17 protein-coding genes are annotated in these 18,204 nt (G+C 40.7%); 9 read left to right on the top strand and 8 right to left on the bottom strand.

Going from position 1 to position 18,204, the window contains the following annotated elements; genetic code table 11:
- Positions 1 to 6 precede the first annotated feature (6 nt).
- The 5 genes from Q0058_RS09015 (at position 7) to Q0058_RS08995 (ending at position 3,912) form a co-directional block, all read left to right on the top strand.
- Complete coding sequence (locus Q0058_RS09015; protein WP_298223068.1) at positions 7 to 786, top strand: AraC family transcriptional regulator; 780 nt, start codon at positions 7 to 9, stop codon at positions 784 to 786.
- A gap of 68 nt (positions 787 to 854) precedes the next feature.
- Positions 855 to 1,175 (top strand): cytochrome c, encoded by a 321-nt coding sequence (locus tag Q0058_RS09010; RefSeq protein WP_298223067.1) that lies wholly within the window; start codon positions 855 to 857, stop codon positions 1,173 to 1,175.
- A gap of 12 nt (positions 1,176 to 1,187) precedes the next feature.
- Positions 1,188 to 1,682, top strand: coding sequence for an anthrone oxygenase family protein (locus Q0058_RS09005; protein ID WP_298223066.1), 495 nt, complete (start codon positions 1,188 to 1,190; stop codon positions 1,680 to 1,682).
- 93 nt (positions 1,683 to 1,775) lie between these two features.
- The gene (locus Q0058_RS09000) at positions 1,776 to 3,407 is read left to right on the top strand and encodes a M1 family metallopeptidase (RefSeq protein WP_298223065.1); all 1,632 of its coding nucleotides are present in this window, start codon (positions 1,776 to 1,778) and stop codon (positions 3,405 to 3,407) included.
- Between the two features lie 79 nt (positions 3,408 to 3,486).
- A complete protein-coding gene (locus Q0058_RS08995; protein ID WP_298223064.1) occupies positions 3,487 to 3,912 on the top strand; it encodes a DoxX family protein in 426 nt (141 codons plus the stop codon).
- A 72-nt stretch (positions 3,913 to 3,984) separates the two neighbouring features.
- Here the strand turns inward: Q0058_RS08995 and Q0058_RS08990 are convergent, their stop codons facing one another.
- The 6 genes from Q0058_RS08990 to Q0058_RS08965 form a co-directional block, all read right to left on the bottom strand.
- A complete protein-coding gene (locus tag Q0058_RS08990; RefSeq protein WP_298223063.1) occupies positions 3,985 to 5,178 on the bottom strand; it encodes a DUF3570 domain-containing protein in 1,194 nt (397 codons plus the stop codon).
- Positions 5,179 to 5,199: 21 nt separating this feature from the next.
- Positions 5,200 to 5,421: a DUF4266 domain-containing protein gene (locus Q0058_RS08985; protein ID WP_298223062.1), complete on the bottom strand. Its 222-nt coding sequence runs from the start codon at positions 5,419 to 5,421 to the stop codon at positions 5,200 to 5,202.
- Positions 5,418 to 6,365: an FAD:protein FMN transferase gene (locus tag Q0058_RS08980; protein WP_298223061.1), complete on the bottom strand. Its 948-nt coding sequence runs from the start codon at positions 6,363 to 6,365 to the stop codon at positions 5,418 to 5,420. Before Q0058_RS08980 ends, Q0058_RS08985 begins: the two co-directional genes overlap by 4 nt.
- On the bottom strand, positions 6,352 to 6,783 hold the full coding sequence (locus Q0058_RS08975) for a thioredoxin family protein (RefSeq protein ID WP_298223060.1): 432 nt from the start codon (positions 6,781 to 6,783) through the stop codon (positions 6,352 to 6,354). The genes Q0058_RS08980 and Q0058_RS08975 overlap by 14 nt, the downstream gene beginning before the upstream one ends.
- A gap of 88 nt (positions 6,784 to 6,871) precedes the next feature.
- Positions 6,872 to 7,918, bottom strand: a complete 1,047-nt coding sequence (locus tag Q0058_RS08970) for an AMP-binding protein (protein WP_298223058.1) — start codon at positions 7,916 to 7,918, stop codon at positions 6,872 to 6,874.
- Positions 7,911 to 8,849: a CPBP family intramembrane glutamic endopeptidase gene (locus tag Q0058_RS08965; protein ID WP_298223056.1), complete on the bottom strand. Its 939-nt coding sequence runs from the start codon at positions 8,847 to 8,849 to the stop codon at positions 7,911 to 7,913. Before Q0058_RS08965 ends, Q0058_RS08970 begins: the two co-directional genes overlap by 8 nt.
- 72 nt (positions 8,850 to 8,921) lie before the next feature.
- On the opposite strand from Q0058_RS08965, the gene arsC reads away from it, so the two are divergent.
- Together arsC and Q0058_RS08955 are read left to right on the top strand one after the other, a co-directional pair.
- Positions 8,922 to 9,263, top strand: a complete 342-nt coding sequence (gene arsC, locus Q0058_RS08960; RefSeq protein ID WP_298223054.1) for an arsenate reductase (glutaredoxin) — start codon at positions 8,922 to 8,924, stop codon at positions 9,261 to 9,263.
- A gap of 69 nt (positions 9,264 to 9,332) precedes the next feature.
- A complete protein-coding gene (locus tag Q0058_RS08955; RefSeq protein WP_298223053.1) occupies positions 9,333 to 11,795 on the top strand; it encodes an outer membrane beta-barrel family protein in 2,463 nt (820 codons plus the stop codon).
- Positions 11,796 to 11,845: 50 nt separating this feature from the next.
- On the opposite strand, the gene Q0058_RS08950 is transcribed toward Q0058_RS08955, so the two are convergent.
- A complete protein-coding gene (locus tag Q0058_RS08950; protein WP_298223051.1) occupies positions 11,846 to 12,010 on the bottom strand; it encodes a hypothetical protein in 165 nt (54 codons plus the stop codon).
- Positions 12,011 to 12,329: 319 nt separating this feature from the next.
- Between Q0058_RS08950 and fumC the strand changes: the two genes are divergently transcribed.
- Together fumC and Q0058_RS08940 are read left to right on the top strand one after the other, a co-directional pair.
- A complete protein-coding gene (fumC, locus tag Q0058_RS08945) occupies positions 12,330 to 13,727 on the top strand; it encodes a class II fumarate hydratase (protein ID WP_298223049.1) in 1,398 nt (465 codons plus the stop codon).
- Between the two features lie 176 nt (positions 13,728 to 13,903).
- On the top strand, positions 13,904 to 14,620 hold the full coding sequence (locus tag Q0058_RS08940) for a hypothetical protein (protein ID WP_298223048.1): 717 nt from the start codon (positions 13,904 to 13,906) through the stop codon (positions 14,618 to 14,620).
- Positions 14,621 to 14,673: 53 nt separating this feature from the next.
- Here Q0058_RS08940 and Q0058_RS08935 read toward each other — a convergent pair whose 3' ends face one another.
- Complete coding sequence (locus tag Q0058_RS08935) at positions 14,674 to 18,099, bottom strand: methylmalonyl-CoA mutase family protein (protein ID WP_298223046.1); 3,426 nt, start codon at positions 18,097 to 18,099, stop codon at positions 14,674 to 14,676.
- Positions 18,100 to 18,204 lie beyond the last annotated feature (105 nt).

Here is an 18,204-nt window from a genome sequence, read left to right as displayed (position 1 = left end):
AAAGCGATGGAATTTTATTCTTGCATTCCAGAAGCAAAAATTGCATTGTTTGTCAAGAACATTTTGGTTTTTGAGGAAAGCGAAAAAGTTCCAAAAACAATACTGCCTTTCTTTGCCGACGGCTATCCGGGCTTGATGTTTCAACAAACCAGCAACGGGCTCCACGTCAATCCGCATGAAAAAGAAATGCCCGCTCTTTTTCTTTACGGTCAAACCATCAAACCGATTGAGCTTGTCATGGAAGGGAAATACAAACTAATGGTGTTTCAACTTTATCCGTTTGTCCTCAGGAGTTTTTTTAATATCAATCCTAAAGACATCAATGACAATTGCTTTAATCTTCAGGAATTGAACCAATCGGAAATAACGACTGCCATTGAGCAATTACAAAATTCAGATGATTTTAAAAGTAACATCGAAATCATCACTTCGTTGCTTTATCGCTATTTTGAAATCAAAAAAAACGAACTCGATTTGACCATAAGACAAGCCATTCAATGCATCGATGAGCATCAAGGCCAATTAAGCATTACTGATTTGTGTCATCAATTGGATTTGAACGAAAGAACACTCGAAAGAAAATTCATCAGTCAGGTGGGCATTTCGGCGAAACAATTTTCAAAAATCATTCAGTTCCAACAATCCTTAGAACAGTTGACGATTAGAGATTACACCAAATTGACCGACATCGTTTACGCCAATGGGTTTTCGGATCAATCGCATTTTATAAAAGTGTTCAAAGCCTTTACAGGAAAAACACCCAAAACTTTTCAAAAAAACAACTGACACTGTCGGTTTCTTTCTATTTTTTGAATATTCTACGCTACAACTTTGCAGTATTAAATTTTAATATTATGAAGTCATCATCCATCCTAAAAAGAAAATCAACATCCCTAATCATTTTGCTTTTCATAGCATCAACTGGGTTTTCGCAACAAAAAGACAAAAACAGCAATAGCAAAAGCATCTTTGAAAACAAGTGCGCCAAATGCCACGGAAAAGATGGAACCAAAGGATTATTCGGTGCCAAAAACCTGCAAAAAAGCAAGCTTTCCGATCATGACTATTTTTCGATTATCTCCAATGGAAAAAACATTATGCCGAATTGGGGTAAGAGATTGACTCAAAATCAAATTGATCTGGTCATCCAATACATCAAACTATTGCGTCATTAAAACCATTACCTCATGAAAACATCAGACGGAATCCTCATAATTACAACTACCTTTTCGGCACTTATGGCCGGGCTTTTTTACGCTTATTCCTGTTCAGTGTCTTTAGGTTTGGGAAAACTGAGCGATACTGATTATATCAAAGCGATGCAATCGATTAATAGGGAAATTCAAAACCCTGTTTTTTTCAGTTGCTTTTTTGGGTTGCTGATTTTACTTCCGTTAACGGTATATTTGAATTACGAATCGTCCTTAACCTTTAAATTCAAACTATTAATTACCGCTACATTTTGCTATTATCTTGGTGTTTTTTTCGTGACCGTTTTCGGCAATGTTTCTTTGAATGACACTTTGGAAAATTTTGATGCAGTACATCAAACCAAACAAGCCATAAAAATGCAAAGAGCTCTTTTCGAAAATCGCTGGAATACTTTCAATAACATCAGAACCGTCTTTTCTATTATTACTGTTGTGCTACTAATCATCGTTTGTGTTGGCGGGGAAAAATGAAGAATTATCCCTTATAGTTTAAAAAATGCAGTTATTCTTTTGAGGTAACAAAATCAGGAGTAACTTTACAAGCAGTGCTTTACTATTTAAACTATGAAAAGAATCTGCTTTGTATTGTTGTTTTTAATAGGATTCCAGCAAGGGTTTTCACAAGAAACCTTCTCCCGAAAAGATTCCCTTCGCGGTGGCTTGCGCTTGGAACGAACTTGTTTCGATGTATTGCGTTATGATCTTAATATCAAAATCGATCCGCAGCAAAAATCGATTGTTGGTTTTAACGATATTACTTTCAAAGTCATCGAAAACACGACTAAAATCCAACTTGATTTATTCGAAAACATGCGCATCGACAGTATTGTTCTCGATGCCAAAAAATTAAACTACAAAAGAGAATTCGACGCCGTTTTCATTGATTTTCAAAAACCATTAAACAAAGATTCCCTGCAAAAAATCCGGTTTTATTATTCCGGAAATCCACTGATTGCAAAGCATGCGCCTTGGGATGGCGGGTTTGTTTTCGATAAAGATTCCTATGGAAAAGACTGGATTGGCGTGGCGGTGCAAGGCACCGGAGCAAGTTTGTGGTTTCCGTGCAAAGATTCCCAAACCGACGAACCTGACCACGGAAGTACTATAAAAGTAGCTGTTCCGAATGGTTTGATGAATGTTTCGAACGGCCAATTGATTGGTCAGCAAGATTTAAAAAATGGCTATACACGTTGGGATTGGGAAGTTAAAAACCCGATCAACAATTACGATATTACGGTGAATATTGGCGATTATATTCATTTCGGCGAAAAATACAAAGGCCTTGATTTGGATTACTATGTTTTGCGTGAAAATGAATCCAAAGCGCGCAAACAATTCGAGCAAGTCAAACCCATGATGGATTGTTTCCAAAGCAAGTTCGGCCCTTATCCGTTTCCAGAAGACGGTTACAAATTAGTGGAAACCCATTATTTAGGTATGGAACACCAAAGCGCTGTGGCATACGGAAATAAATACCAATCCGGTTATCTCGGCGGCGATTTGTCGGGCACTGGAATTGGCTTATTATTTGACTTCATCATCATTCACGAAAGTGGCCATGAATGGTTCGGCAACAGCATCACTTCTAAAGACGTTGCCGATATGTGGATTCACGAAGGATTTACTTGTTACACCGAAAGTGTGTATCTCGAATGCCTATATGGTTATGAAAAAGCACAGCTGTACATCAACGGACTCAAGCGCAACATTCAGAACGACAAACCGATTATCGGGCAATACGGCGTTGCCAATGAAGGTTCGGGCGATATGTATTACAAAGGCGCTTTAATGCTCAACACAATCCGGCATATCGTCAATAACGACCAAAAATGGTGGGACATACTTTTGAAATATTCGCAAACCTTCCGCCATCAAATCATTGATACGCCAACGGTAGTTGCTTTTTTCAATCAGGAAAGCGGTTCGGACCTTACCCCTGTTTTCAATCAATATTTGAAACACAAAGAAATTCCCGTGCTGAAGATGAGAATCGATAGCAAAAAACGCCTCTCACTACAATGGTCTGCGCAGGAAAACAACTTCGAAATGCCTGTAGAAATTGACATCAACGGAAAAAAAGTTAGAATTCTTGTAACCACTCAATGGGCTAAAACCAAATATAAAGTCAAAAAAGGCTTTGGCGTCAAAAATTTCAACACCAAAAAATTCCTTTATCAGGTAGAACCTGTGGATTAAATTGTTCAAATGTTTTATTAAAACAAAACGTATGTCATTAATAAATAGTAACTTAGATTAAATTCTAAACTTATTTATTATGAATACTTCAGTAAAAGGTTTGAACAAATGGGCCAACGCCCACACGAATTACGGATTGGACACGCTAAGAATCGCTTTGGGTGTTTTCCTGATTTACAAAGGCGCTTCCTTCATCACACACAACCGCGAATTTGAAGACTTGATTGCACCACTGAGCAACTTCATGGGCGGCATGCTTACTTTTCATTACATCGCTGCGGCGCATATCATGGGCGGCATTATGATTGTGTTCGGATTGCTGACGCGTTGGGCGATTATTGCGCAGCTTCCAATTCTATTAGGTGCAATTCTGATTAACTTTATGGGCGAAATGCGTCCGAACAACCTCATTTTAGCGACTGCCATTTTTGGAATCAGCGTGTTCTTCCTCTTCTACGGTGGCGGAAAACACTCCGCGGATTATTATTTCAAAATGGAAAAGTAAAAAGTTTATCCAAAGAAAAAGCGCACTATGATATGATCGTAGTGTGCTTTTTTTATTCAATGATATCAAACATTATTTGTATTTAAGGTTGATGCTGACAATGTTCGAGACCATATTCGTGGTTTTCGTATAATGCCCGTAGCGCATCTCAAGCGTGTGAAAATGCTTGATTCCAAAAACACCTTTTGGTGGAGAGAACTTCATTCCCATTCCCAAAAAACTACTGTTGAATTGCGATAAATCGTAATTGCTCGTGTAGAATTCCTCAGCAGCTGTGTGTTCTTTATATCCTTTAAAATATTTGATACTGCTTTGCGTGTAATATCGGTAAAACGGGCTCAAAGAGAAAAACGGAGTCAATTTTACCGGAACTTCAAGGTTGGCAGTGTGCGAAGTGAGTTTCCAATCATCCGAGTAATAACGATAATAAGCTCGGATAATCACATTGTCGCCCAAGAAATAACTCGCGCGCACGGCCAGCGGAATCTTGAGTCGCGTATCCGGAAGCTTTTCTTGATGTGAATCATACACATCTATCGCATCATTAAAATAAACCCTATGAAACGGAAGACTCAAATAACCTTGCTGGGTGATTACATCAGCCAAAAACATAATCTGGAAATTCTGATTCACGATTTGTGAATAACTCAAGGATGCTGCAAAAGTATTTCTGCCTTCAGTGCCATAACCTTCTCCCGGAAGTCGCAATTCTGTAGGCTTTATAATTTTAACCTGGTCAAGAAATGCCTGAAATTTGGCTGTAAATTCACCGTTTCTGTCTTTAGTTTTTTTGGAATAACTGACATTCCCACCAAAAGACTGGTAGTCGAATTCGGTTGACGATGACAAACCGACACCTATAGTATTCCCTTTTTCTTCGTTCTCGACGGTGTAACTAAGCGACGGATAAAAACGGACATCTTCCGATGAAGCTGAGGAATTGGCTTTTAAATCAATTCTGTCCGATGAAGCCGAAGTATAACGGTCGATGCCGACTTCAACATCCAAAGTCTGTTTTTTTCCTGATTTGCTGTATTTGAGCAATTTGACGTCAATCGTGTTGGCGATATCAGTCAGTTCTTCAGAGCCAATTCCACCCGTAACAGCGGAATTGTCTCCATCCTGCTTGTAATAACTCGATACCAAATTGATTTCATCCACTTTAAGTTTGCGGCTTTTATAGCCCGTAGAATCCGTAGGTTTTGATTGCGAATAAGCCTGAAACAAGCCAAGCAACGCCAATCCTGTGATCAATATTCTTTTCATTACTGTTTCTTGATTTGGAGATTAATTACAGCCGCAGCCACCGCCTACTTTTCCGGCATTGGCGCCCGAAGCACCTTCGCGATAGGTTTGGAAGCTCATTTCTGTTTTTTCAATTTTTCGGTTCGAAAGCACCATTTCGGAATCGTTGAGTTTTCCTTTCTGATATTCCTTGACTGTAGTGCATGAAACAGCTGAGATGACAATACCCAAAAGCAACAGCAATTTAGATGTTCGTTTTTTCATTTGAGGTGGATGTTTTTAGAAGTGTAAATTTTATTATGGTCATCGATGATGATACAGTGCAAATCCGGCAGCTGGTTGATCAGAAATAATCCGGCGTTAATGCCCATTACGGCAATCGGTGTGGCCATCGCATCAGCCAATTCAGCGTTATTGCTAATGACCGTGACACTTTTGATGCCTGAAATCGGTAAGCCTGTTTTAGGGTCAATCGTGTGCGAATATTTTTTCCCGTCAATCAGAATGTATTTCTCATAGTTTCCTGAAGTAGCAACTGCTTTGTTCGATATTTCGATGTACGAAAAAGCCGCTTGAGGCCGGTCTGGATCTGCAATTCCAATCGTCCAGGGTTTTCCATCAGGTTGGTTTCCCCAAGTCGTCAAATCGCCGCTGGCATTGATGATGCCGCTTTGCACGCCATTTTTAATCAATAGCTTTTTGGCCATTTCTGCTGCGTATCCTTTTCCGATACCGCCAAAACCGATGCGCATGCCTTTCTCTTTCAAAAAGACGGAACGATTCGCCGCATCGAGAACGATGTTTTGATAATTAATCAGATGCACCATTTTTCTGGCGGCTTCGGCGCTTGGCAATTTGGTCATGGTTTTGTCAAAATTCCAAAGGCTTTTGTCGATGCTTCCGTACGAAATATCAAAAGCACCTTGCGTGATTTTCGAGATAGCGATACTTCTTTCAATCAACTCAAAAACTTCCTGATCGACAATTATGGGTTGAATTCCCGCATGATCATTGATGAGATTGGTTTGGCTGTCGGGTTTAAAAGTGGTAAACAGTTGCTCAATTCTTCTGATTTCATCAATCGCGGTATGGATGTGTTTCTTAGCGACCGCTTCTTCTTCATCGACGACACTGATGGTAAAATTATTACCCATCAACTTTAGCGACTCGGAAAAAATCTTCATGGTGGCAATACTATTGGTTGGCATCACATACGGCTTTGATTTCGGCAGTCCATTGCTCGGGACTTACTTCGGGTTTGCCTACCCATGTTTTGAGTACTTTACCGTCGGCATTAAGAATCAAAGTGAAGGGGAAATTACCTTGTTTATTGTATTGTTCCGCTAATGCTTCATTTCTTTTGATTTGTTCCGGTGTACCCTGATTTTTTTTCTTTCGCGGAAAATCAGCATTCACCAAAACAAGATGGTCATTCGCGAAGTCCGTAAACACTTGGCTTTCGATATAGTCTTTTCTGAGCAGAATGCAAGGCGCACACCAATCCGAACCTGAAAAGTTCAACAGGATAAGCTGATGCTTTTCTTTGGCGGTTTTCTTTGCGGTTTCGAAATTCGACTCCCATTGGATCGGAAGTAAAAACAATAAGGACAACAGCAGGCTTTTCATAATATTTCTGAATTTGGTAGGTGACTATAAAACGGATTTGACTTTTATATATTACTGACCTTTCCTTAGGATTTACTTAATTAATTTATTAGACCAAATCCAGCGTTTCTTTCCTGATGATTTTTCCGTTTTCGGTTTCCTTGAATTTGGGTACAAACAAAATCTCTTTCGGTTTTTCATATTTGTCCAGTACATCAAAAACAGCCTCATCAATGGTTTGCTTTTCCCCTTCAACGATCAGCACCAGTTTTTCTCCTAGTTTCTGGTCGGGTTTTCCGGCAACGAAATACCTAGCTTCTATTTTACTGCCAAGTTTTTCTTCAATCTGCTCGGGCATCAGCTTGATACCGCCACTGTTCACTACATTATCATAACGTCCAAGGAACACGAACTGGTTTTCATTGACGAGTTCCACAATATCATTGGTTACGATGACTTCATCTGAAATTCTCGGCGCATGAATCACCAGACAGTTGTTGTCGTTGTAAGAGATCGTCACATTAGGTAACACGGTAAATGCCTTTTCCCCTACCTTTTTCGCGGCAATATGTGTAATGGTTTCGGTCATGCCGTAAGTTTCATAGGCAATCGTGGATAATTTTGTGAGCTGTTTTTCCAGCGTGGTGCTGATTTTGGCGCCACCGATAATCACTTTCTTCACGCGTTTGAGTTCCTTTAACGAATGTTGCGCCTGCAAAGGAACCATCGCTACGAAATCATAATCCGTGTCGTTTTTATATAGAGGCGCGGAATTGGGTGCGACCAAATCCATGTCGAGACCCAGTATGAAAGCGCGCACAAGCATCATTTTACCGGCGATATACTGAACAGGAAGACATTGCAAGGCTTTATTTCCGGGATGAATATCGAAAAAGTCTCCCGTCGCCAAAGCAGAATTCACCATCGCCTGTTTATCGATTCGGATGGTTTTTGATTTTCCTGTCGTGCCTGAGGTATTCATTTCAAGATACGGACGGTCATCAAACCAATCTAAGATAAAACTACCTACCGGTTTTTCGAAATCTTCACCTTCCTTGATGAAACTATAGGCCACACGGCACAAATCCTCGCGATTCATATGAAACCCATAGAGTTTGAAACTGTTGTGTACGTTGTGATAAGTCAATTCATTCATGATTTTCTATGGTTTCTGGGTTAATTTTTCCTGTTAGTTTTTCCTGCCAATCAGACCAATTGTATTTTTTACTAAAGATAAATAAAAGCACGGGATATATGATGAAGACAGGCAAGATAGTATCAACAACCACCGAAGGTTGAGAGATGTCTTTCCATATCGAATCGGTTTGGAAAACGGACCAATCAGTAGTCACCAATAAAGCGCCGATAAGGTTATTTGCAGCGTGGAAGCCGAGAGAAAGTTCCATGCCATCGTCCATTAAGGTGATGACGCCCATAAACAATCCCGTACCGATATAATACACCAAAATGATGTAACCCATTTTGCTCACTTCAGGATTAAAAATATGCATGGTCCCAAAAATTACCGAAGTCATCAACAATGGAAACCATTTCGTCATGCCAAGATTGGCAAAACCTTGCATCAGATAACCGCGGAACACCAATTCTTCACAAGTTGTCTGTATCGGAATCATAATGGTGGCGATAATCAATAAATACAGAAATGGCATTGGTTTAAAATTGACTACAAAATCTTCCGGGCTCATATAATAAGCCATTACCGTTGAAGCTATAGTGATCATGGCCCAAATCATGAACGAAAATCCAATTCGGTTCCAGTCTATTTTTGGGCGTGCTGTGATGATTTCCTTCAACGTTTGTTGGTGCAGGAACCGCAGCACAAAGTAAATGCCGCCAATGGCAAAGACAAACGAAGCCATAATCAGAAAAAGGGTCAGATTCGAATCGAGCGTTTTCATCATCACTTCCTGATCGCCAGAGAAAACTTTTCCGGAAGCCATCGATTTTGCCATAACGGCGACCAATAAAGGAATTTGACCGATGGTTGAAGCCAATATAATCAACAATGAACCTACAATATACTTCCAAAATTTATTTTCCTTGCGAATGCCTTGTTCTATAAACATGCCTTTGATTTTCGACTAATTTAGTTCATTTTTTAAAAAATAAATCAATTCCTTTGTAAAAAAACAACAGCGATGATTACGATATACCACAATACGAGATGCACAAAATCTAGAGAATGTTTGGCTTTTTTGGAAGATTCACACCACAAGTTTCATATCGTCAAATATTTAGAGCAGCCACCGACCTTTGAAGAACTTTCTGAAATCATCCGCAAACTCAATATCAAACCCATTGAACTTGTCCGGCAAAAAGAATCCGTCTGGATCGAACAATATAAAGACAAAAAAATGACCGACAAAAAAATCATCGAGGCTATGGTTTCGCATCCAATTTTAATAGAAAGACCTATTGTCATCAATGGTGAAAAAGCCGTCATTGCACGTCCTTTCGAAAAAGCCAAATCCATCATTTAACAAAGCTTTGTGAAAGGCGCTCTAAACCAAAACTTATTTTTGTGTTCTATAAGTACTAACTTATTCGCTATGACCTCAATCAAATCCAAACTTTTCCTATTCTTACTTCCTGTTATCATCATCGCCCAGAACAGACCCGAATCCAAAAAAATTAAAATTACCGGTAAGATTGTAGAAAAAGTGAGCCAGCAACCGCTTGAATACGCGACGATCACTTTCATCAATACCAAAAACCCGAAAATCATAGGCGGTGGAATTACCAATGCCAAAGGCGAATTCGACGTTTCAATTACTGCAGGAAATTATACTGTCAAAGCCGAATTCATTTCGTTCAAAGCTTTCGAAATCCCAGCCAAAGACTATCAGCAAGACACTTCACTCGGAACGATTTCTCTCGATGAAGACGCCACACAACTCAAAGCCGTCGAAGTACGCGCACAAACTACAAGCATAGAAATCAAACTTGACAAAAAAGTCTACAGCGTCGGACAGGATTTGATGGTCAAAGGCGGAACCGTCAGCGATGTGCTTGATAACATTCCTTCGGTAACCGTTGATGTGGATGGCGCGGTTAGTCTACGAGGCAACAGCAATGTGCGCATTCTGATTGATGGGAAACCGTCGAATTCGGTGAATATTGCCGATGCTTTGCGCCAGATTCCGGCCGATGCGATTGACAAAGTCGAAGTGATTACCAACCCTTCTGCGCGTTATGATGCTGAAGGTGGTGGCGGCATCCTGAACATCATTCTCAAAAGAGGCAAAAACCAAGGCATCAACGGCAGCGTGATTGTTTCAGCGGGTTCGCCTGAAAATACGGGCGTTTCGGGAAATTTCAATGCTAAAAATAAAGGATCCAATTTCTTTACTTCGCTTGGTTACAGCAAAAGTAACGGTCCGGGCAATACCAAAATCAATCAGGAAAATTATGATGACGCGGGCAATTTGGTTTCCTATATCGAGGAACGCAGGAATAATAAAAGATCGCGCGAAGGTTTCAACGGCAGTTTTGGAATGGAACTTTATTTAGACGCGACTTCCTCTTGGACGAATACACTTTCATTGCGAAAAAACAAAGGCGGTAATCCTGAAGATGTCATCTATTCAATTTATTCGAACAATCCTTTCGAGCGACGCCAGCGTTACAATGATTTATTTCGCTCGAGTCAAGATGTGGAATACACTACGAACTACATCAAAAGGTTCAAACGCGACGGGCATAAATTCACCATCGATGGCGCCTTTTCCGTGAATAAAGACAAAGAAAATTCCAATATTTATGGCAACGGAATCTTGCCAACACCGATTTTCATTACATCGGAAAGAACCATCAACAACCAAACCCAAAGCAGAAATCTGATCCAATCCGATTACGTTTTGCCTTTCAAGAAAAACAGCCAATTGGAGCTTGGCGTCAAAGGAAGTTATCTGACCTTACTTTCTGATTATAAAGTAGAAGAAGATCTTTTAGGAAACAATAACTTCACCAAAAATCCGAGATTCACAAACACTTTCGAGTATAAAGAAAACATCAATTCCGCTTACGCACAACTCGGTACCAAAATTAAAAAGTTCTCAGTTTTAACTGGATTGCGCTACGAGAATTCCAACATCGAAATCAACCAGCTTGCCACGCAGGATTTTAATACCAAAAATTACGACAACTTTTTTCCGAGTGCTTTCCTAACCTACGAAATCAACGACAAAACGAACATCTCGCTCAATTATAGCAAACGTATCAATCGTCCGCGCGATCGTTTCATCAACCCGTTTTCGTCGTATTCGAGCAACGTCAACTTATTCGTAGGAAATCCAGATTTAGATCCTGCGCTCAGCGATGCGTACGATTTAGGCTTCTTAAAAAAATGGACTAAAGTCACGTTAAGCACTTCGTTATACATCAACAACACGAAGAATTCATTTCAAGTCATTCGAAAAGAACGTGGCGATAAAATCAATGACATTCCAGTGATTGTCAACACGCCTTTCAACCTCGCGACCGACAACAAACTCGGGTTTGAATTCACGCTCAATTTCACACCTTACAAATGGTGGAAACTCAACGGAAATTTCAATTACTTCAGCAACAAAACCGACGGAAGTTACACTTACCTCAAAACAGACAACACGGCCACAACCATCGATCTTTACAACACTTCATCCACATGGTTTACGCGTCTTACTTCTAAAATCACCTTACCTTACAAAGTTGATTTCCAAACCAACGGAACTTATAACGCCGCACAGAAAACCGCGCAAGGCACCAATAAAGCCAATGCGAGCATGAACTTAGCGTTAAGTAAAGACGTTTTGAAAGACAAAGGAACGATTGCGTTCAACGTGAGTGACGTCTTCAATTCCAGAAAAAGAATCAACGATTTGAGTACGGCGAACGTCAATTCCTACAGCGAGATGCAATGGCGCGAACGTCAGATTACACTGTCATTTACGTACCGATTCAACAAGCAGAAAACAGACCGCGACAAACAGCCGAAAAAAGGAGATTCCGACAACGGCGGCGAAGATTATTAGCATAAAAAAAAAGGGAACCGATTTGGCTCCCTTTTTTTTTGAATCTGAAATTAATTAGATTCTGCTTTTTTCGCTTTTCTTTCTTTATACATTTCCCAAAGCGCGCCTCCCACCCAATACTGGACGAAAGCCACCAAGAAAAACATCAACCAGAAACCTATAGTAAGCACGGTCAAGAAAAGTAAAAAGCCTAAGTACTGTGAAAATTCAAACATGTTTTCCGGAATTTTTTTGAATTATACGCAAATGTAAGCGTATTATTTTTTGTGACCAATTAAATCCAAATCAATTTTTATAAAATAGTATTTATGCCTAAATTTGTACTGCTTTTTAGGAGCTGTTTCCCGCTTTCCACTAAATCTTTTCCTTGCTAAAGAAGCAAGAAAAAGGATACCGTTGCAATCGGGGCTAAGGCTTCTCGTTAACCCAGAACCGCGTTAGGGATTGGAAGCAGTACCGTGTACTGCGGAAAGCCCGACCCGCAGGGGAACGCCCAAAAATCAAATACACAATAACCACATACACAAATAAACAATGGAATACAGAATTGAGAAAGACACCATGGGCGAAGTAAAAGTCCCGGCCGATAAATATTGGGGTGCACAAACAGAACGATCCAGAAACAACTTCAAAATCGGGCCATCGGCTTCTATGCCCAAAGAAATCATTGAAGGTTTTGCCTATTTAAAGAAAGCGGCCGCTTATGCCAACTGCGACTTAGGCGTATTATCAACCGAAAAGCGCGACGCCATTGCAGCCGTTTGTGACGAAATCCTAGCCGGAAAACTCGAAGGTGAATTTCCTTTAGTGATTTGGCAAACAGGTTCCGGAACGCAAAGCAATATGAACGTCAATGAAGTCATTGCGAACCGCGCACAAGTGCTTGCAGGCTTCAAAATCGGCGAAGGCGAACCAGTCGTTAAAGCCAACGACGACGTCAACAAATCGCAATCTTCGAACGATACGTTCCCCACCGGAATGCACATCGCAGCCTACAAAGCCGCAGTTGAAGTCACCATTCCAGGCGTTGAAAAATTGCGCGATACCTTACAAGCCAAAGCCACTGAATTCAAACAGGTCGTAAAAATCGGCCGCACCCACTTGATGGACGCGACGCCTTTAACTTTAGGACAGGAAATCTCTGGTTATGTAGCCCAATTAAATTACGGCATCAAAGCACTTAAAAATACTTTATCGCATTTATCCGAATTGGCTTTAGGTGGAACCGCAGTCGGAACCGGATTGAACACACCTGAGGGTTATGACGTAAAAGTTGCGGAATACATTGCTAAATTTACAGGTCATCCTTTCGTAACTGCGCCGAATAAATTCGAAGCTTTAGCCTCACATGACGCGATTGTCGAAAGCCATGGCGCTTTGAAACAATTGGCGGTTTCTCTAAATAAAATTGCCAACGATATCAGAATGTTAGCTTCAGGCCCACGTTCTGGAATTGGCGAAATTTTAATTCCGGAAAACGAACCAGGATCTTCGATCATGCCCGGAAAAGTAAACCCGACGCAATGTGAAGCATTGACTATGGTTTGTGCTCAAGTGATTGGAAACGATGTAGCGATTTCAGTTGGCGGCATGCAAGGCCACTACGAACTCAATGTTTTCAAACCTGTGATGGCTGCGAACTTTTTGCAATCGGCAAGACTGATCGGCGATGCTTGTCTTTCTTTTGAAGAACATTGCGCGATCGGTATCGAACCGAATTACAAACGCATCAAAGAATTGGTTGATAATTCATTGATGTTGGTAACGGCTTTAAACACGAAAATCGGTTACTACAAATCGGCTGAAATCGCACAAACGGCACACAAAAACGGAACGACTTTAAAAGAAGAAGCGGTTCGTTTGGGTTATGTAACTGCTGAAGATTTCGATGCTTGGGTGAAACCTGAGGAAATGGTGGGAAGCCTTAAATAAATTAAGAACATACAACTGTTAAAAACCGGTAAATCCATTGCCGGTTTTTTTATACCCAAAATTTAACAATAGTTATACTGCTAATTTTCAGTAAAATAGTTTTTATGAAACGCTTTTTTTCTTACTTTCATGGAGTATGTTAATCAAATGTTTAATGGCCGCTAATCACTATTAAGATGTTACAAAATAAGGGTTTATTGGAAAAGGAATTATTAGTCGAACGCAATAAATTTAAATCTGAATCTGAATTATTAGAAGAAATTTCGTCGCTTCTGCAAGCAAACGAAGTGGCGAGGCAAACCATCAAAAACGCTATTCGGGAAAAAAGTTCAACAGATTTTAATGATTTTAACTTTGATCTTTTAGAATCCGATAAGATTTTTCATTTGACGCAAATACGTTCGGTTTGCGTTTCCTATAGATTACGTTTTTTAGACAGTTCTTTTTTTAAAGAAGCTATTCCTGAAGAAGCCGTATCAAAAATACATGCTTTAGAGAAAAAACATCAAACGACCTTACAAGGATTCAAAATTATGGCGCCCACCAAGGCTTTTGATTTGTTAAGTTATGACGATCCGTTGCTTTTTGCACCCATTGGAAATGATTATTACTATCTGATTCATCAATGGGGCAATGACATCAATCCTATTCGAAAATGGAAAGTAAAGCCGTTTAAAAACTTATTCAATTTTGTTGTTTTTTGCTTGGTAATCAGTTTGGCAATCACTTTTTTGACTCCAGAGAATAATTTGAGTAAATCGGTACCTATGGCGAGTATCATTATCTTCTTATTTGCTTTCAAATCGATCGTAGCGGTTTTGATGTATGCCTTTTTTATGATGGGCAAAAATTTTAATACTGCGATTTGGGATCGGAAGTATTTCAATAACTAAAAAAACCGATAATGATTAGATTACCGGTTTTCTATTTGACTACAGCAAAATTGCTACATATTTCTTCTGTACTGCCCGCCGACTTCAAACAAAGCGCTGGTGATTTGCCCTAACGAACAAACTTTCGTCGCTTCCATCAAACGTTCGAAGATATTCTGGTTGTTGATTGCGGCTTCCTGAATGATGTTGAGCTGTTCTTCCACTTGGTGCTGATTTGATTGGTGCAATTCGTTGAGCATTTCTATTTGATACTGTTTTTCTTCTTCGGTCGCACGAATCACTTCCATCGGAATCACTGTTGGCGAACCTTTCGAACTTAAGAATGTGTTCACACCGATAATCGGGAATTCTCCGGTATGCTTCAACGTTTCATAATACAAACTTTCCTCTTGAATTTTAGAACGTTGGTACATCGTTTCCATCGCGCCCAATACGCCGCCTCTTTCGGTAATGCGGTCGAATTCCTGCAACACGGCATCTTCAACCAAATCCGTCAATTCTTCTATGATGAACGAACCTTGGATCGGATTTTCGTTTTTCGCCAATCCCAATTCTTTGTTGATGATTAACTGGATGGCCATCGCTCGACGGACAGATTCTTCCGTTGGTGTCGTAATCGCTTCATCGTAAGCATTCGTGTGCAACGAATTACAGTTGTCATAAATCGCATACAAAGCCTGCAAAGTCGTACGGATATCATTAAAATCGATTTCCTGCGCATGCAACGAACGACCAGAAGTTTGAATATGGTATTTGAGCATTTGCGCTCTTTCGTTTGCTCCGTATTTGTTTTTCAAAGCTTTCGCCCAGATTTTACGCGCTACACGTCCAATTACGGCATATTCTGGATCGATTCCGTTCGAGAAGAAAAACGATAAGTTCGGCCCGAAATCATTGATGTTCATGCCACGGCTTAAATAATATTCCACGTAAGTGAATCCGTTAGCCAACGTAAACGCCAATTGTGTGATTGGGTTCGCTCCTGCTTCGGCAATGTGATAACCCGAAATTGAAACTGAATAGAAGTTGCGCACGTTTTTTTCGATGAAATATTCCTGCACATCGCCCATCAATCTTAACGCAAATTCTGTGGAGAAAATACAAGTATTCTGAGCCTGGTCTTCTTTCAAAATATCAGCCTGAACGGTTCCTCGAACCTGAGAAAGTGTTTTGGCTTTGATGTCATTGTAAACCGCGGCTGGCAAGACCAAATCGCCGGTAACGCCGAGTAACATCAAGCCTAATCCGTTGTTTCCTTGCGGCAATTCGCCTTGGTATTGCGGACGTTTGGTGCCTTTCTTTTTATAAATCTCATTGATTTTTTCTTCAACTTCTGCTTCTAAATTGTTGGCTTTGATGTAATGTTCGCATTGTTGATCGATCGCGGCATTCATAAAAAAACCAAGCAACATCGGCGCCGGACCGTTGATGGTCATACTTACAGAAGTCATCGCATGCACCAGATCGAAACCGGAATACAATTTTTTAGCATCGTCAAGACAACAGATCGAAACACCGGCATTACCGATTTTTCCATAAATATCAGGGCGGATGTGCGGATCATTTCCATATAAAGTAACACTGTCGAAAGCGGTCGAAAGTCTTTTTGCGGGCAATCCGGCGCTTACGTAATGAAAACGTTTGTTCGTCCTTTCTGGTCCGCCTTCTCCGGCAAACATTCTCGACGGATCTTCGCCTTCTCGCTTGAACGGATACAATCCCGATGTAAAAGGAAATTCGCCCGGAACGTTTTCCTGCAGACACCAACGCAAAATATCGCCCCAAGCCTGATACTTCGGCAAAGCGACTTTTGGAATCTGTGAATGCGAAAGCGATTCAGTATGCGTGGCAATCCTGATTTCTTTGTCACGTACTTTAAACGAATAAACAGGATTTTTATATTTATTGACTTTTTCGTCCCAGGTTAGGATGATTTCCCAGTTGTACGGATCGAGATCCATTTTGACGCGGTCGAATTCTTTGGTCAGTAACGAAAGAAAATCTTTGTTCTGTTCGTTGATGTTTAAAGATTCTTCCACGATTCCGGCTTTGTTCAGAAGCGGTAATTTTCTCGAAACGGTTTCTGTGGTTTTGAAAATTCCGTATAATTTCTGAGCCACTTGTTCCTGACTTAAAGCGATTTCGTCATACTTGCGGTTGTTTTCGGCAATCTCAGAAAGGTAACGCGTTCTGTGGGGCGGAATCACGAAGATTTTCTCGCTCATTTCGCGCGTAATCTGGAACGTCGATTTTAGGTCGGATTGTGTTTTCTCATGGATTTTGTCCATGATCGCTTTGTAAAGCGTGTTCATTCCCGGATCGTTGAACTGCGAGGCAATCGTGCCGAAAACCGGTAAAGTATCTAAATCCGCATCCCACAACTGGTGGTTTCTTTGGTATTGTTTTTTCACATCGCGCAAGGCGTCAAGCGAACCGCGTTTGTCGAATTTGTTGATTGCGACTAAATCTGCGAAATCCAACATATCGATTTTTTCGAGTTGGGTTGCCGCTCCGAATTCTGGTGTCATCACGTAAAGCGAAACATCCGAATGGTCCATGATTTCAGTGTCAGATTGTCCGATTCCTGAAGTTTCTAAAATGATGATATCATATCTGGCAGCTTTCAAAACCTGAATGGCTTCAGCTACATATTTTGATAAGGCTAAGTTAGATTGACGGGTAGCGAGCGAACGCATATAAACCCTGGGATTGTTGATCGCATTCATCCGGATTCTGTCGCCTAACAAAGCGCCGCCGGTTTTTCTTTTTGACGGATCGACAGAAATCAAACCGATTGTTTTTTCTGGAAAATCGATTAGGAAACGACGAACGAGTTCATCGACCAAGGATGATTTTCCTGCGCCGCCAGTTCCTGTTATTCCTAACACAGGCGTTTTACAATCTTTATTTTTAGTGTGGATGATGTCTAACGTTCCTTTGGCGACTTCAGGAAAATTTTCCGCTGATGAAATCACGCGTGCAATCGCCGTTGGGTTTTTCTCTTCAAGATGGTTGACTTCGCCGTTGAGCACATCGCCGACTGCAAAATCGGATCGCTTCACCAAATCGTTGATCATGCCTTGCAAACCCATGGCGCGACCATCATCTGGCGAATAGATTCTCGTGATGCCGTATTCGTGGAGCTCCGCAATTTCAGACGGTAAAATCACACCACCGCCACCGCCGAATATCTTGATATGCCCTGCTCCTTTTTCTTTAAGCAGGTCGTACATGTATTTGAAATATTCGTTGTGTCCGCCTTGGTAGGATGTCATTGCAATCGCGTTCGCGTCTTCCTGGATTGCAGTATTGACAACTTCTTCGACACTTCTGTCGTGCCCGAGATGAATGACTTCAACACCGGTGGATTGGATGATGCGGCGCATGATATTGATCGCGGCATCGTGGCCGTCGAAAAGTGAGGCTGCGGTTACGATTCGGACTTTGTGTACGGGAATATACGGTAGGGCTTGTTCCATGTTTAAAAGATTCGCTTTTTAGAGCGTGCAATTTACAGAATTTTCAAAAATTTGCCTATTAAATAAGCTAAAACATAAAATTATAATAAAGTCTGTTTTTTCGGG

Source organism: Flavobacterium sp., assembly GCF_027484705.1.
GTDB lineage: Bacteria > Bacteroidota > Bacteroidia > Flavobacteriales > Flavobacteriaceae > Flavobacterium.
Note: the sequence above shows the minus strand (reverse complement) of the source record. Positions and strands in the feature narration are given on the sequence as shown.

Excerpts from the sequence above, each read along its gene's own strand:
- Q0058_RS09015 (WP_298223068.1), top strand. The coding sequence starts at position 7 with ATGGAATTTTATTCTTGCATTCCAGAAGCAAAAATTGCATTGTTTGTC.
- Q0058_RS09010 (WP_298223067.1), top strand. The coding sequence starts at position 855 with ATGAAGTCATCATCCATCCTAAAAAGAAAATCAACATCCCTAATCATT.
- Q0058_RS09005 (WP_298223066.1), top strand. The coding sequence starts at position 1,188 with ATGAAAACATCAGACGGAATCCTCATAATTACAACTACCTTTTCGGCA.
- Q0058_RS09000 (WP_298223065.1), top strand. The coding sequence starts at position 1,776 with ATGAAAAGAATCTGCTTTGTATTGTTGTTTTTAATAGGATTCCAGCAA.
- Q0058_RS08995 (WP_298223064.1), top strand. The coding sequence starts at position 3,487 with ATGAATACTTCAGTAAAAGGTTTGAACAAATGGGCCAACGCCCACACG.
- Q0058_RS08990 (WP_298223063.1), bottom strand. The coding sequence starts at position 5,178 with ATGAAAAGAATATTGATCACAGGATTGGCGTTGCTTGGCTTGTTTCAG.
- Q0058_RS08985 (WP_298223062.1), bottom strand. The coding sequence starts at position 5,421 with ATGAAAAAACGAACATCTAAATTGCTGTTGCTTTTGGGTATTGTCATC.
- Q0058_RS08980 (WP_298223061.1), bottom strand. The coding sequence starts at position 6,365 with ATGCCAACCAATAGTATTGCCACCATGAAGATTTTTTCCGAGTCGCTA.
- Q0058_RS08975 (WP_298223060.1), bottom strand. The coding sequence starts at position 6,783 with ATGAAAAGCCTGCTGTTGTCCTTATTGTTTTTACTTCCGATCCAATGG.
- Q0058_RS08970 (WP_298223058.1), bottom strand. The coding sequence starts at position 7,918 with ATGAATGAATTGACTTATCACAACGTACACAACAGTTTCAAACTCTAT.
- Q0058_RS08965 (WP_298223056.1), bottom strand. The coding sequence starts at position 8,849 with ATGTTTATAGAACAAGGCATTCGCAAGGAAAATAAATTTTGGAAGTAT.
- arsC (WP_298223054.1), top strand. The coding sequence starts at position 8,922 with ATGATTACGATATACCACAATACGAGATGCACAAAATCTAGAGAATGT.
- Q0058_RS08955 (WP_298223053.1), top strand. The coding sequence starts at position 9,333 with ATGACCTCAATCAAATCCAAACTTTTCCTATTCTTACTTCCTGTTATC.
- Q0058_RS08950 (WP_298223051.1), bottom strand. The coding sequence starts at position 12,010 with ATGTTTGAATTTTCACAGTACTTAGGCTTTTTACTTTTCTTGACCGTG.
- fumC (WP_298223049.1), top strand. The coding sequence starts at position 12,330 with ATGGAATACAGAATTGAGAAAGACACCATGGGCGAAGTAAAAGTCCCG.
- Q0058_RS08940 (WP_298223048.1), top strand. The coding sequence starts at position 13,904 with ATGTTACAAAATAAGGGTTTATTGGAAAAGGAATTATTAGTCGAACGC.
- Q0058_RS08935 (WP_298223046.1), bottom strand. The coding sequence starts at position 18,099 with ATGGAACAAGCCCTACCGTATATTCCCGTACACAAAGTCCGAATCGTA.